Source organism: Psychrobacter sp. Pi2-1, assembly GCF_904846645.1.
GTDB lineage: Bacteria > Pseudomonadota > Gammaproteobacteria > Pseudomonadales > Moraxellaceae > Psychrobacter.
On sequence record NZ_CAJHBO010000018.1, the window covers coordinates 13,505 to 28,333 of the forward strand.

10 protein-coding genes and 2 tRNA genes are annotated in these 14,829 nt (G+C 44.4%); 7 read left to right on the forward strand and 5 right to left on the reverse strand.

Annotated features, from left to right (window positions below; genetic code table 11):
* Positions 1 to 115: 115 nt before the first annotated feature.
* Positions 116 to 2,251, reverse strand: a complete 2,136-nt coding sequence (locus JMX91_RS10280) for an NADPH-dependent 2,4-dienoyl-CoA reductase (protein ID WP_201548976.1) — start codon at positions 2,249 to 2,251, stop codon at positions 116 to 118.
* A gap of 403 nt (positions 2,252 to 2,654) precedes the next feature.
* On the opposite strand from JMX91_RS10280, the gene JMX91_RS10285 reads away from it, so the two are divergent.
* Positions 2,655 to 4,319 carry an AMP-binding protein gene (locus tag JMX91_RS10285; protein WP_201548977.1) on the forward strand — a complete coding sequence of 555 codons (1,665 nt, stop codon included), beginning with the start codon at positions 2,655 to 2,657 and terminating at the stop codon, positions 4,317 to 4,319.
* Between the two features lie 203 nt (positions 4,320 to 4,522).
* Here JMX91_RS10285 and JMX91_RS10290 read toward each other — a convergent pair whose 3' ends face one another.
* The 4 genes from JMX91_RS10290 to hemA form a co-directional block, all read right to left on the reverse strand.
* Positions 4,523 to 4,942, reverse strand: a complete 420-nt coding sequence (locus tag JMX91_RS10290; RefSeq protein WP_201548978.1) for a DUF6691 family protein — start codon at positions 4,940 to 4,942, stop codon at positions 4,523 to 4,525.
* Between the two features lie 98 nt (positions 4,943 to 5,040).
* The gene (locus tag JMX91_RS10295; RefSeq protein ID WP_201548980.1) at positions 5,041 to 5,478 is read right to left on the reverse strand and encodes a YeeE/YedE family protein; all 438 of its coding nucleotides are present in this window, start codon (positions 5,476 to 5,478) and stop codon (positions 5,041 to 5,043) included.
* Between the two features lie 234 nt (positions 5,479 to 5,712).
* On the reverse strand, positions 5,713 to 6,849 hold the full coding sequence (locus JMX91_RS10300) for an aminotransferase class V-fold PLP-dependent enzyme (protein ID WP_201548981.1): 1,137 nt from the start codon (positions 6,847 to 6,849) through the stop codon (positions 5,713 to 5,715).
* Positions 6,850 to 7,205: 356 nt separating this feature from the next.
* On the reverse strand, positions 7,206 to 8,618 hold the full coding sequence (gene hemA / locus JMX91_RS10305) for a glutamyl-tRNA reductase (RefSeq protein WP_201548983.1): 1,413 nt from the start codon (positions 8,616 to 8,618) through the stop codon (positions 7,206 to 7,208).
* A 551-nt stretch (positions 8,619 to 9,169) separates the two neighbouring features.
* Between hemA and JMX91_RS10310 the strand changes: the two genes are divergently transcribed.
* The 6 genes from JMX91_RS10310 (at position 9,170) to JMX91_RS10335 (ending at position 14,637) form a co-directional block, all read left to right on the forward strand.
* Positions 9,170 to 11,125: a tetratricopeptide repeat protein gene (locus JMX91_RS10310; RefSeq protein WP_201548984.1), complete on the forward strand. Its 1,956-nt coding sequence runs from the start codon at positions 9,170 to 9,172 to the stop codon at positions 11,123 to 11,125.
* A gap of 207 nt (positions 11,126 to 11,332) precedes the next feature.
* Positions 11,333 to 11,965 carry a lipoprotein insertase outer membrane protein LolB gene (gene lolB, locus JMX91_RS10315; RefSeq protein ID WP_201548985.1) on the forward strand — a complete coding sequence of 211 codons (633 nt, stop codon included), beginning with the start codon at positions 11,333 to 11,335 and terminating at the stop codon, positions 11,963 to 11,965.
* Positions 11,966 to 12,055: 90 nt separating this feature from the next.
* A complete protein-coding gene (gene ispE / locus JMX91_RS10320; protein ID WP_201548986.1) occupies positions 12,056 to 13,021 on the forward strand; it encodes a 4-(cytidine 5'-diphospho)-2-C-methyl-D-erythritol kinase in 966 nt (321 codons plus the stop codon).
* Between the two features lie 167 nt (positions 13,022 to 13,188).
* Positions 13,189 to 13,264 (forward strand) — tRNA-Gln (locus JMX91_RS10325).
* A gap of 240 nt (positions 13,265 to 13,504) precedes the next feature.
* Positions 13,505 to 13,580, forward strand: a tRNA-Gln gene (locus JMX91_RS10330).
* A gap of 109 nt (positions 13,581 to 13,689) precedes the next feature.
* Positions 13,690 to 14,637: a ribose-phosphate pyrophosphokinase gene (locus JMX91_RS10335; protein ID WP_057758042.1), complete on the forward strand. Its 948-nt coding sequence runs from the start codon at positions 13,690 to 13,692 to the stop codon at positions 14,635 to 14,637.
* The last annotated feature ends 192 nt before the right edge of the window (positions 14,638 to 14,829 follow it).

The window sequence follows — 14,829 nt, forward strand, 5'->3', positions numbered from 1 at the left end:
TAAACATAAGCTGAACTGAATATTCAATTTAATAAGTCAAACTTTCATTCTAAATAAAAAAAAACGGCAAGAGATATCCCTCGCCGTCCATTATTTAACATTCATGCTAAAGAGTTTAGATCTGAGCAGCGACTTCAGCACCATCACGAATCGCACGTTTGGCATCTAGTTCAGCTGCTAGTTTAGCACCGCCGATTAGATGGTATTGCGCGTCTGGCGCATCGCCAACATTTGGCATCAGCTGAACGACTGACTCTTGACCAGCACAGACAACGACGCTATCGACACGTAATAACTGGCTTTGACCTTGTGGGTTAGTTACCCAGATACCTTCGTTGGTGATTTTGTCATATTGCACGCCTGCGACTTGGATCACGCCGTGAGATTTGATATGCGCACGATGTACCCAGCCTGAGGTTTTGTTCAGACCACTGCCCAGACGGCCTTTGCTACGCTGCATGAGATAAACTTGGCGAATCGGCTTGATCGCTGCTGGTCTGACCAGACCACCATCACTTTGATAGTCGGTATCATTGGTCACGCCCCACTCTTCACGCCACTTGCTGATTGATTGTGGCTCAGGACGATAGCTTGGATCTTTTAGTCCCTCAGGGCCGATCTCATCCAGTGACTTACCATGATTAGCCGTCAGATATTCACTGACATCAAAGCCGATACCACCAGCACCGATGACCGCTACGGTATTGCCCACTGCTTTTTCGCCAGATAGCAGCTCAGCATAGCTCATGACTTGTGGCAGCTCTGCCCCTTCGAGCTTACCTTCTAGACTTCTCGGTACGACACCCGTTGCTACGATGACATGATGGAACTTAGCTTTTTCGAGCATGTCTTTATCGACTTTGGTATTCAGTTTAATCTCAACACCCAAGTGCTCAAGCTCATTGATATAGTAGCGAATAGTCTCAAAGAACTCTTCTTTACCAGGGATAACTTTAGCGTAGTTAAACTGCCCGCCAAGCACGTCTTTAGCTTCAAACAGAGTCACATCATGACCACGTAAGGCCGCCACATGAGCCGCTGACATACCAGCGACACCGCCGCCAATGACGGCGACTTTTTTCGGTTTTTTGGTTTTCTTATAGACCAATTCAGTCTCATAACAAGCTTGTGGATTGACTAAGCAAGTCGAACGTTTGTTTTCGAACGTATGGTCGAGGCAGGCTTGGTTACAAGCAATACAGGTGTTAATGCGGTCTGTCTGGCCATTTTTGGCTTTATTAACCCAGTGCGCATCAGCCAAGAATGGACGTGCCATCTGAATCATATCTGCTTGACCAGTCGCAACGATTTCTTCTGCTGTTTCTGGCATGTTGATACGGTTGGCCGCCATCATTGGGATACTAATGTGCTTTTTAATTTCAGCGGTGAAATCCACAAACGCAGCACGTGGCACACTGGTCACGATCGTCGGCACACGCGCTTCATGCCAGCCAATGCCCGTATTCATGATGGTCACGCCCGCTTCTTCTAGCGCTTTGGCCACGGTGATAACTTCATCCATGACGTTACCGTCTTTGACCAAATCAATCACTGATAAACGGAATAGAATAATAAAGTCTTCGCCAGTCGCAGCGCGTACCGCTTTGACCACGTCGACAGCGAACTTCATACGACCATGAATATCACCACCATAGATGTCTTTACGCTTATTCACATGGCTTGATAAAAACTGGTTGAGCAGATAACCCTCAGAACCCATGATTTCGACACCATCATAGCCTGCTTGCTTGGCAAGTTTGGCTGAGCGAGCATAGTCTTTTACCGTTTGCTCGATGTTTTTGATGCTCATCTTGCGTGGTTTAAACGGTGAGATTGGTGACTTAATCGGGCTAGAGGATACGGCAAATGGATGATAGCCATAGCGACCACTGTGCAATATCTGCATGATGATTTTGCTGTCGTGCTTGTGCACAGCACGGGTGACGCGCTGGTGATTGATAACGTCAGCTTTAGTATTCATCGTTCCGCCAGCAGGCAACAACCAACCTTCGCGATTGGGCGAGATGCCGCCAGTAATCATCATTGCCACGCCGCCCTTGGCACGTTCTGCAAAATACGCCGCCAACTTGCCATAATTATAAAAACGGTCTTCAAGCCCAGTATGCATTGAGCCCATAACCATACGGTTTTTTAGCGTAGTAAAGCCCAAATCTAGCGGCTCAAATAAATGCGGATAGTGTTCATTGGTGCTAGCGGTTTGGATCGTATTGGCACTATGGCTGGCAGACATATCATTTTCCTTATGAATAGTTTATGAGGCTACTTCTTAAAAACGGCTTTTTAGAATTAGTGGGCCTAAGGGGTTTAGCATCATCGATATCGTAACACACCGCGATTATTGTCAGCTATGCAGACAAGCGACTGATGAGTGAGCACTATATTAATTGCTATAATGAGCGGGACGGTGTATCAGGCGGTACTGTGGCATATGGTTAAGCAAACACCACAAAACCCAGCCAACTTTTGAGGTAGATTATATACCGTTAGCTTAATATCATTGAGAGATTAGACTAAGATATAAATCGATAAATATCGACTTATACCTATAATTTCTATGCTAGATTACTGTACTAAATAATATACTGACGTTAACGTAATGACGCATTATAGAAATACGATAAAGGACTATCATCATGACAGATTTCCATACAGGTCTCGGCAAAAATGCCGCCAACCATCAACCACTTACCCCTATTGATTTCATCATTCGCAGCGCGCAAGTTTATCCTAATAAGACTGCCATCATTTATGACGACCTAGAACACAACAACCTGACTCAGACGTGGCAACAGACTTATACTCGCTGTCGCCAACTGGCTGATGGCCTGCGCAAACTGGGTATTGACAAAAACGACACCGTAGCCGTGATGCTGCCGAACACGCCAGCCATGGTCGAATGCGCCTTTGGTGTACCTATGTCAGGTGGCGTACTCTGCACCTTAAACACCCGCCTTGATATTAATGCACTTACCTTTTGTTTGCAGCATTCCGAAGCAAAAGTTTTAATTTTAGACAGCGAGTTTGCTGAGCATGCTGAGATTATTGATGAGACTTTTCCAGACTTAATCGTCATTCATTCAACGGACAAAGCTGTCGATGTTGAGCGCTTTGGGCATATGAGTTATGAAGCATTGATTACTAGTTCAGACAGCCTGAATAACTGGGAAATGCCGACAGATGAGTGGGATGCTATTGCGCTGAACTATACCTCTGGGACGACAGGCAAGCCCAAAGGTGTGGTCTATCACCATCGCGGTGCAACTCTCAATGCTATCTCTAATATTTTAGATTGGGATATGCCTAAACACCCGATGTACCTATGGACGCTACCACTGTTTCACTGCAACGGTTGGTGTTTTCCGTGGACCATCGCTGAACGTGCTGGGGTCAATGTATGCTTGCGAAAAATTGATGCTGATTTGATATTGCAGCTGATTGCCAAGCATCAAGTTAGTCACTACTGCTCTGCGCCAGTCGTGCACAATATGATTGCTGGCGGCAAACCAGAGTATAAAGACGCTATCAGCCATACCGTCAAAGGCTGGGTCGCTGGTGCACCGCCGTCTGAAACCATGCTAGCAGCAATGGAAGCAATGGGTTTTCATATCTCTCATGTCTACGGCCTTACTGAAGTATATGGACCAGTGACGGTCTGCGCTGAGCAGGAAGAATGGGATGAGCTTGATGTGGCCACACGCGCCCAAAAGAAATCACGTCAAGGCATGACTTCTCACTTGATGGCAGGGTTTGAAGTATTTAAGCAAGGTACTACCGAGCCAGTCGCCGCTGACGGAGAAGAGATGGGCGAGCTGGCACTGCGTGGCAATATGGTGATGAAAGGCTATCTAAAAAGCCGCAAGGCTACCGAAGAGGCTTTCGCTGATGGCTGGTTCCGCACAGGCGATTTGGGGGTTAAATACCCTGATGGCTATATCAAAATTATGGATCGACTCAAAGATATCATCATCTCAGGCGGTGAGAATATCTCTAGTATTGAGGTGGAAAACGTCTTGTATAAACTACCTGCGATTGAAAGCTGTGCTGTCGTCGCGGCGCCACATGATAAATGGGGCGAAGTGCCCGTTGCCTTTATCGAGATTCACGCTGGTAGCACGCTGCAACGTGATACGGTGATGGAGCATTGTAGTCAGCATCTAGCAGGTTTTAAAGTGCCGAAACATATTGTCTTTGCAGAAATACCAAAGACCAGTACAGGTAAAGTTCAAAAGTTTGAGCTACGCCAAGCGGCTAAGTCTTTGGCACACGAAACGCCAAAAGTAACCGCCAGTGCGAAATAAAACGGCAATCTATTAAGTCTTATCATCAATTAACATTCATCAGAAAGGTCAGCTATATATAGCTGACCTTTTTTCGAGTGCTAGCCTATTTATACTATAGTTGGTTCAATATAATTTGGAGACAAGGAAGCCAAGTGAAAGTACTACAAATAGTAGACTAAGCGAGGCTGACACCGTATCCAATTTATAGAGAACTAACGATATCAGCCAAGCTTAGGCTCAAGCCATTGATAAGCCAGCATCCCTATAATCATGGCAGGAATAAAGACATACGCTTGCCATTGTCCTGTACCGAGCAATACAATTCCTGGTCCTGGGCAAATACCAACCATCCCCCAGCCGATACCGAACAACATCGCACCGATAAGCAATTTTTTATTAATGACAGTTTTACTCGGCATATCAATCGGTGTGCCAATCCAACTGCTCTGTTGACGCTTTGCTAATCGCACACCGAAAAACGCGACGATTAGGCCACCGCCCATCACCAGTGCAAGGGAGATATCCCATGCGCCAAATACATCCAAAAACCCTTGTACCTTTACAGGATCGGTCATACCTGACACCAGTAGTCCGAGTCCAAACAGCAGTCCTGCTAGCAATCCGATTATATTTTTTAGCATCGTCGTATCTCGCTATTATTATATTTTATTAACCATCGTATGTCGTTCGCGTATGAGCCCAACTATCAACCTTCATCTGGCAATATGCCATGAGTTCGCTATAGCAAGCCTAGTACATGACGACCTATATAAACGGTCACAATTCCAAACAGCATAAAGGTGACGGTCGCTGCCAATGACCGTGGAGACAGACGCGCATTACCGCAGATACCATGCCCACTCGTGCATCCTGAACCTAAACGCGTGCCAAAACCGACCAGTAACCCTGCACCAATTAATGATGGCAAAGAGCTACTGATAGCTACCTCAGGTAGTGGTCTTGCCAACTGATATAGTAGTGGTGAGATGACTAAGCCCAGTATAAATAGCACCTGCCACATCTCTACACGCTTGGGTTTTAGTAAGCTTGAAAAAATACCACTGATACCTGTTATACGGCCAATACCTAGCAGTAAGATAACCGTCGCTATGCCTAGCATTAGACCTCCTACCAAGGAGATCGGCGTAAATGCTTGCCAGTCTATTTGTATGCTCATAACGGACTACCTAATTAAGTTTATTAAATGCGTGCTTGAATATTAATTTATAAAAATACATTATATTATAAAACATAATAAAAAGGTAAAAAAATACTGAACCTAGCATGACACTAATGGTTCAGTATTTTTTATAACTGTAAAGACTCTACTGTAAAGGCTTTAAAAAAGGCGGTGAAAAAACTTAATAAGCTATCATATTACTGTCTTTATCAGCCCTCTTAATTGGTATTTTTACTGACCCAGCACTTTATCAAGTGCCGTTTCAAAACGCGCTACTGTGCCATCGATATCAGTCAATTTATCCAAGCCAAACAGGCCCAATCGGAAAGTTTTGAAGTTATCAGGCTCGCCCACTTTCAATGGTACGCCAGCCGCGATTTGCACTCCGATTTCAGCAAACGCGCTACCCTTATGCATGTCATCACGATCAGTATAAGAGACGACAACGCCAGGTGCTTTAAAACCTTCGGCAGCGACGCTCTCAACGCCCTTGGCTTCTAATACTTCACGGATACGTTTGCCAAGTGCCCACTGCGCGTCACACAATTTATCAAAACCGATTGCTTTGGCTTCATTCACGGCATCACGGAACTGACGTAAGCTGTCTGTCGGCATAGTCGCATGGTACGCATGACCGCCATTTTCGTAAGCACGCATGATGTTCAACCATTGCTTTAGGTCGATACTAAAGCTATCAGACTCAGTACTGTCCACTTTTTTGACAGCAGCGTCGCTTAGCATGACCAAGCCAGCGCCCGGCGTACTGCTCCAGCCTTTTTGCGGGGCGCTAATCAGCACATCGATGCCCAATGATTTCATATCTAGCCATACACAGCCTGAGGCGATGCAATCAATGACTAACAATCCGCCGACGCTATGCACAGCCTCGCTCAACGCTTTGATATAGTCATCTGATAAGATGATGCCCGATGAGGTTTCGACATGCGGCGCAAATACCACTGCTGGCTTTTCTTCTTTGATTTTGGCTACTGCAACGTCGATATCGACTGGAGCAAACGGCTTTGGCGACTCACTATCATCGGCACGATTGGCCGTAAGGACTGTAGATGATTTGGCGATTTTGCCTTTTTCTAAGATTTGCGTCCAACGATAGCTGAACCAGCCATTACGAATGATTAGGCAGTCTTCATCATTTGCCAACTGGCGAGCGACTGCTTCCATACCATAAGTACCAGAACCAGGAACAATCACCACGGCGTCCGCGTTATACACAGATTTTAGGTCACTAGATAGGTCATTCATCACTTGCTGAAAAGCTTTTGACATATGGTTCAGCGCGCGATCGGTATAAACCACTGAATACTCTAATAAGCCGTTTGGATCGATATCTTGACGTAATGCAGGCATTGAACACTCCTAGTGTATGGTTAGATAATATGCGACATGGATTAGATAGCACTGTAGTCAAGTGCTATTATTTGATGGTGAGGTCTTGCGCTGTCTAGAGATGCATTATTTTTAAACAAATAAAAAATAACGAACACTGATGAGGTCTACTAACGTGAAGTTAATATATTTATAGTCATATTACGAGCAAACACCAGCACATATCTTGACCTAAGCCATCCATGAGAGCTTGATATTAGCACTGATACTGAAGGTTGACAACGATACGCTCAGGCAACGATATGACTTGCGCTATCGAGTATTTATTGGTAGGTATTGGTTGATAAATTTTGATTTATAAAGCCACGGTGAAAACATCAATGCCCTCGATGAGCATCTTGTAGTCCTGACACCACGAAGTCTAGCAGTTCACTATCGCCTTCGCGTGCGGCTTTGCGCATAAGTTTCGATGGCGCATGGGTCAATGTTTGAGTCAAACGTCGTGATAGCTCAGTGATGATATCTTCTGGACTGACATCGTCTTGTTGCAGCTTAGCAATAGATTCATGCAGCAGCTTATCCACCTGACCTTGAGTACACGCACGGTATTGCTGAATGTCTTTGCCAACTTGGCGAACCTGAAAGCGACGGTCTATTTCAACCACCAATTGGCTCACTAGCAGTTCAGCATCCACTGCGGCTTGGCGACGCTGTTCGATATTACCTGCAATCACATGCTGCAAATCATCGACAGAGTACAGATAAACATCATCGATACGGCTAATGGTCGAATCGATATCGCGTGGTACGGCCAAATCTATCATAAGCATTGGCTGATAACGGCGACGCTTGAGCGCTTGTATGGTCATTGTCTTATCAATCAACAAATCCATACTGCCACTACAACTGCTGACAATATCAGCTTCCGCCAATACTTGCGGTAGTTCCTGTAAAGGTTTAACGTCTACACGGCGATTAGGGCCACGTAGCTCAGCCGCTAACGCTTCGGCACGTGCGGGATTACGGTTACAGATAATGACTCGTCCGACCCCTAGCCCTGCGATATGGGTCGCAACTAAGCGATTCATCTCGCCTGCGGCAACGACCAAAAGCGTACGGCTGGGTAAATCATCAAATATTTGTGTGACCAATTTGGCGGCGGCAAAGCTAAGCGATACGGCCTGCGCGCCAACCTGCGTCTCATTACGCACTCGTTTGGCGGCAGCGAATACTTGATCGATGATCCAACCGAGCTGATTACTGAGTACTTTTTGGTCTTGAGCCAGATGCACAGAGTTTTTGATTTGACCGAGAATCTGCGGCTCACCCAGTATCATAGAGTCGAGACCAGCCGCTACTCTTAACCAATGAGTCAATGCATGAGTATCACGATGTACATAGAGATAAGGATCAATATCAACGAGTGATAGTTGCTTGAAGTCAGCCAACCACGTTTTGATTTTGGTAATATGCGCACTAATCGCAGCAGACGAGATATTCATGCTACTACTAAAAGCATTATTAGATGATGAATGGCCAGCAGCTTTGACATCCTGTATATCGGATAATTGTGAGTCAGATAATTGGCTATTAGCGGGCTGCGACGTTGAAGTGTGCGGCACTAGCGCATAGATTTCGGTGCGGTTACAAGTAGAGACGATCACGCTACCATCAGTAAAAGCTTCTATTTGTTTGAGTGCGACATTTACATCGTCACCCACAAGCGCCAAGCGCTCTCGCAGAGCGACTGGTGCAGTTTTGTGATTGACCCCAATGACCACTAATCTCATTATCGATAGACCATAAACATGACGCTCAGTTGCCCCTTACGCTATCTTATTATTTTTAAAAGACAGTTTTTGACGACAGCGCTAAAAAGGAAGACCCTAAAAACCGCCTATTATACCATTATTGCGGGCTTTAATTAACACTCACCCATCTATGATAACCATATCTCTGTATCTGGTCGCAAATGTAACAAATCAACTACTCATACGATTTATAAAATCAATAGCTGGGTTTTGACTTATGGTCAATAATATAATGTTAAATCATTCGCTTACTCTATCTTAACTTGTTATATTTCTATAATATTCAGTTCGACAGACCTATCTATATTTAATTATCTTCAGTGTCGTTTTTTGGCAATGTGCTCGCTACTAGTAGCATATTCATACGGTCAGACCTGCCAATATCTGAGTAACACGGATGCTATTGTTTATCTCATCGGTCTACTCTTATAATGTTTGTCATGGGTACATATTGCCAATATTTAACTTAAAATGATTAAAACAAACTTGCCTTATCTGTGTAGGTAAACCATGGGCGAATACGGCTATCTATGATTTTTTTTGGGTCATTACTTCGGTCACCACATTCCTATAGCGAATACTCTAGCTTCCGTGCTTTATTGCATGTCGCTATTGAGCGCCTGTGTCAACGGTATAAGCTAGCATTGTCTCTAGCTGTGTGCCTGTGTTTGGCAGCCCCTGTTCATGCTAGCCATCCCGATGTATTGCTAGAAGCAAAGACTCCTAAAGTATCTGTTGCTACCGATAATAAAGCAACTGCCAATAAGCCAAATGGCAATAAAGTAAATGATAATAATGCTGCGATTGATACACCTTATAATGAAGACACGCTCACCATAGAAAACGTAAAAAACATCAATGACTTAGCGCCAACCAGCCTATGGCAACCTGAGCTTAGTGAACCAAGCTTGTACGCTCTACTGGATGCCGAGTTTGCTGCTGATCGCAATGACAAACGACGTGCAGTTGCCATTTATAAGCAACAGTCTTTTAAAGAAGATGCGACAGCCGTGTTTGAGAGAGCGCTTAGCTTGTCTTTGCGTAACGAAAGGGTTGAGGACTCATTACAGTTTGCCAAGACATGGCAGGACCAAAACCCTGACCACGTACCCGCTTGGTTTTATGTCGCACATTTGGCACTACGTGCCCACGACTATATATTAGCGGGTGAAACGTTAAACCGCATCTTGCGCTATGATCCACGCGCAGACTTAAGCGAAATCCTCATAGGTATTTATCCAAATAATGATGATGACAAACGAGAGCTTCTTGCCGCGTTGCAACCACTAGATAGCGAGCAAAATGCCTCATTGTCAGTGTTAAAAGCGGGTTTACTCTATCAGTTTAACGAACCTGAAGTCGCTATCGTTCATATCAATCGAGCGCTAGATCGTCAGCCAGACTACGTGCCCTTTATTACCTTAAAAGCGGATATATTGCGTAAAATCGTGACCGCAGAGACTGTTATCAATTATGTCAGTCAAGCTCGTCTACGCAACCCTGATAGCAAAAGCTTATATCTATATGAGATTCGCTATCTATTAGATGTAAAGCAAAGCGAACAAGCGTGGAAGTTACTGCTTGAGGCGCATAACCGCTTCAGTGATGATTCTGAGATTACCCTGCTAGCAGCTTTAGTGAGCTTGGATATTGAAGAGTACGCTAGTGCTGATGAGCTACTCAATATGCTTGCCAAGAGTCCAGCTTATCTTGATCAAGCCTATTACTATCTGGGTATCAGTGCTGAGCGTCAGCAGTTGTTCGATCAAGCCAAATACTATCTCAATGGCGTCATGCAAGAGGATTTGGTATTAGAAGCGCGTAGAAAGGTAGTGGCGTTTGAATTACTCGATAACGACGTCGATGGGGCAATCGCGACTTTAGAGAAGCTGCGCAAAGATTTTACGGTATTCGCGCCTGACACTTTTGTCATGCAAGCCGATATTTTGTGGCAACAAAACGAGTCGGATGAAGCACTGCGTTTACTAACCCGTGCCGCTCGTAAATATCCTGACAATGAGATGCTACTCTTTGCACGGGCTCAGCTGTTAGATGATAAAGAAGACTATGTCGTTAAGCGCACCCTGCTCAACCATTTGCAGGCTTTAGATCCTAGCAACTTGTCCTATCAGTTGAGCTATGCACAGTTGCTACTGGCAAATGAGCGCAGCTCAGAGCAAGGACTGGCACTAGCGACAGCGATTATTCAGATTCGCTATGATGATCCACGTTATGATAACGACCTACATCTGCAAGCCTTAAATGTCTTGGCAGGCAATGCATTAGCCAAAGAGAACTATCAGCAGGTCATCGACTACCTACAGACACCTTATGATGTGCTACCAACCTTGCGTTCAGGCACGCTGTTATTGCGCGCCTACCAAGGCTTAGGTAACAATGACAAAGTTGAGGCGTTACTCGCAGATTTGCAGCAGCGCTTCTCATTTGGACAGCACAATATCAATGACCGCATACAGCTGTATTAATAGCGCTGATTTTGGATGTGCTATTCGAGCTTTGCGGTTACAGAGATATGATAATTGACAAGGTCTTTATAAAACCGAAGCATTTATAAATTACAAGGTCGTTATAAGAAGTTAACAGCCGTGCATAACCGAGCAACAAATAACGCTTAAGCTAATATCTTTGTTCATCTTTCCATTTTGAGAAACTACCATTTTTGAGAGACTATTATGTCAGCATCAATCACTTCTTCTAAACCGAATAAATTGGCTTTGTTCACTGCTATAACTGCAGCAATGGTCATTACCTCTGGTTGTCAGTCATTAAAAACGGCCAACGCGACCAACCAACCAACGACCACTGTACAAGGTCAAAACGCTGAGCAACCCAAAAAGCTAGAGAACTTCAATATCACCGGTAAAATTGGGGTCACGACGCCTGCGAATGATTCGACCGGTACCCAAGGTGGTAGTGCGTTTTATGCATGGGGTCAGCAAAACGACCGATTTGCCATTGAGCTGATTGGCGCACTTGGTATCGGTAAAACAAACATTGAATACAATGGTCAGACCGCTATTCTAGTTAGCGAAAAGACAGGTACATTGACCGCTGACGATCCTGAAACTTTGCTAAAGAAAGCCACTGGTTGGCAAGCGCCAATTTCACAAATGCCTTACTGGATTTCTGGTCGCCCGGCACCTTCAGACAGTGCACCACAAATGGATAGTCAGAACCGCTTAGTTAGCTCAGTCAATGGTGAGTGGACAGCCAGCTTTACTTATAAAGGTACGGATAAGCTACCTAGTAAAATTAGTGCCGTACAACCACAAGGCAACAAAGTTGTAATGACGATTAACCATTAATCCATCTTTTATTAACAACAGAAAGCCTGCTAAAAACCATCATTGCTAATTAAGATAGCTGCTTATAACTGCACCTTATGATAAAAAAATATGACTGAAAATATGGCCGAACCATCTGCTTCTATGATTACCCGTTTATCACCTGCAAAACTCAATCTGTTTTTGCACATCACTGGTAAACGAGCCGATGGCTATCATAATTTGCAAACGGTATTTCGCCTGCTTGACTGGGGCGATTACTTGCATTTTTCGGTTAGTAACGATGTCGTAATTTCTACTATAGCTAGTGAATTAAGTGCTAATCAATTCTGTCGTCAGCTACTGATATTGGATGGTGCAGAGGCTATCACTATTAGTATAGAAGATAATTTAATTTTCAAAGCGGCACGCGCATTGCTAGCATCTGCCATACAGTCAAATATTTTACCTGAGCAGTTAGCAAAAGTGAATATCACTTTAGATAAGCATTTGCCAATGGGTGCGGGTCTAGGTGGTGGCTCATCTAATGCAGCAACGGCTATGCTGGTGCTCAATGAGATTTGGCAGCTTAATTTTACCTGTGATGAGCTTATAAAGATTGGCGCGACTGTAGGTGCGGATGTACCGATATTTATCTTTGGCCAAGACGCTATTGCCATGGGAATTGGTGAAGAACTGACTACGATTGAGTTGCCTGACCAGCAATATTTAGTACTGACGCCTAACGCTCATGTAAATACTGCCAAACTATTTGCACATTCCAAACTACAGCGAGATATCGCGCCCCTATCGGTTGCAACTATCCAAAACCAATACGCTGACTATGTACAAACGCTCACTACGCCCTATCATAATGTCTTTACCCCAGTCGTCACAAGCCTCGCTTCTGCTGTTGCAGATGCCTTAAGTTATCTACAGGGGTTAGAAGCGCAAGCATTGAGCACAGCACGAATGACTGGCTCTGGTAGTGCCGTGTTTTTACCTCTAGATGCGAGTGTGGCTACTAACAAAAAACTTGTGGCGAAGTGGATTGCAGATGCGCCTTGTGCGGCATATATCGTTGGAAACTTAAAATAGCACATATAACCTTTAGATTTCTTATCATCTAAATAATGACAACGGTAGGATTGCCTATTTTAATTTGCTAAAATAGCGCCAGCAGTAACCTATGATGAATAAATACCAGAAAAAGCTGCAAATGACTTGCAAAATCTGAAAATTTACTTATAATAGGTCGCCACAATAGGGGTATAGCCAAGTTGGTAAGGCATCAGGTTTTGATCCTGACATCCGTTGGTTCGAGTCCAGCTACCCCTGCCATTTTTTAGTACGAAGCGTTAGAGATACATCGAGTATAAGCGGTTTATAGACAGCCACTTATCTTATTGTCATTGACAACGTTATCCCAGTTTCGGTATAGTTCGCAATGGACACCGCTAGGGAAAAGTTATGTTTTAAACGGTTTATCCGTTTTTTAGATAACTGACAGGTCATGACACCATGTTAAGAACGACTACTTAGTCGCTATTATATATCGGTTGTTCATAGCCTAGACATTACAGGGGTATAGCCAAGTTGGTAAGGCATCAGGTTTTGATCCTGACATCCGTTGGTTCGAGTCCAGCTACCCCTGCCATTTTTTACTGTAATAGTATACTTCAACACCTTCACCACTCTTTTCTTAATTTGAGCAGTTTGACACTGCTTAGCGGTCGCTGCTTGAGTCAATCAATAGGACTTCTGTCATGCCTTATTTGGCGATTTTTACGGGTAATGCCCACCCAGAATTAGCAAAAACCGTAGCCGATCATCTTCACATACCTCTTGGTAAAGCTGACATCACGCGTTTTTCTGATGGCGAAATTGCCGTGGAAATCAAAGAACACGTACGTGGTAAAGATGTGTTTATCATGCAGCCTACTTGTGCACCGACCAACGACAACTTGATGGAAATCATGATGATGGCTGACGCCTTGCGTCGCTCTAGTGCTGGCCGTATCACAGCTGTCATGCCGTATTTTGGTTATGCTCGTCAGGATCGTCGTCCACGCTCAGCTCGTGTACCTATCTCGGCTAAAGTAGTCGCTGACATGCTAAATATCGTCAGTATCGATCGCGTAATGACTGTTGATTTGCACTCAGATCAGATTCAGGGTTTCTTTGATATCCCTGTAGACAACATCTACGGCACACCTGTATTGCTAAACGACCTACAAAAGCAAGACTATGACAATATCATGGTTGTTTCACCTGACGTAGGCGGCGTGGTTCGTGCACGTGCGATGGCCAAACAGTTAGGCGATACCGACATGGCAATTATTGATAAGCGCCGTGCTCGTGCCAATGAGTCACAAGTAATGCATATCATTGGTGATGTCCGTGACCGTGATTGCGTTATCGTTGATGATATGGTCGATACTGCAGGTACATTGTGTAAAGCAGCTGAAGCATTGAAAGAAAATGGTGCTCGTCGCGTCTTAGCTTACATCACGCACCCTGTCCTATCAGGTAACGCACTGAAAAACATCAGCGAATCTGCATTGGACGAAGTGGTTGTGACCGATACTATTCCACTATCTGCTGAAGCCAAAGCTTGTAGTAAAATCCGTCAGGTAAGTATTGCACCAATGCTGGCTGAAAGCTTACGCCGTATCAATAACGAAGAGTCTATTAGCGCGATGTTTGACGCTTAACCTGATACAGTTATTTTTAAAACAGCTATTGCGGTAATTTTTAGTAGCAATGACTGTAGTAAGACATCTTAAATAGTTAAAAAACAGAGCGTCAAGTAACATTACTTGGCGCTTTGTTTTGTGTAAGCGTTTTGCGTAGGTCTTTATTATTGCTACAGAATCACGTATAATGCGCGCCTGTGCTGACCTTTT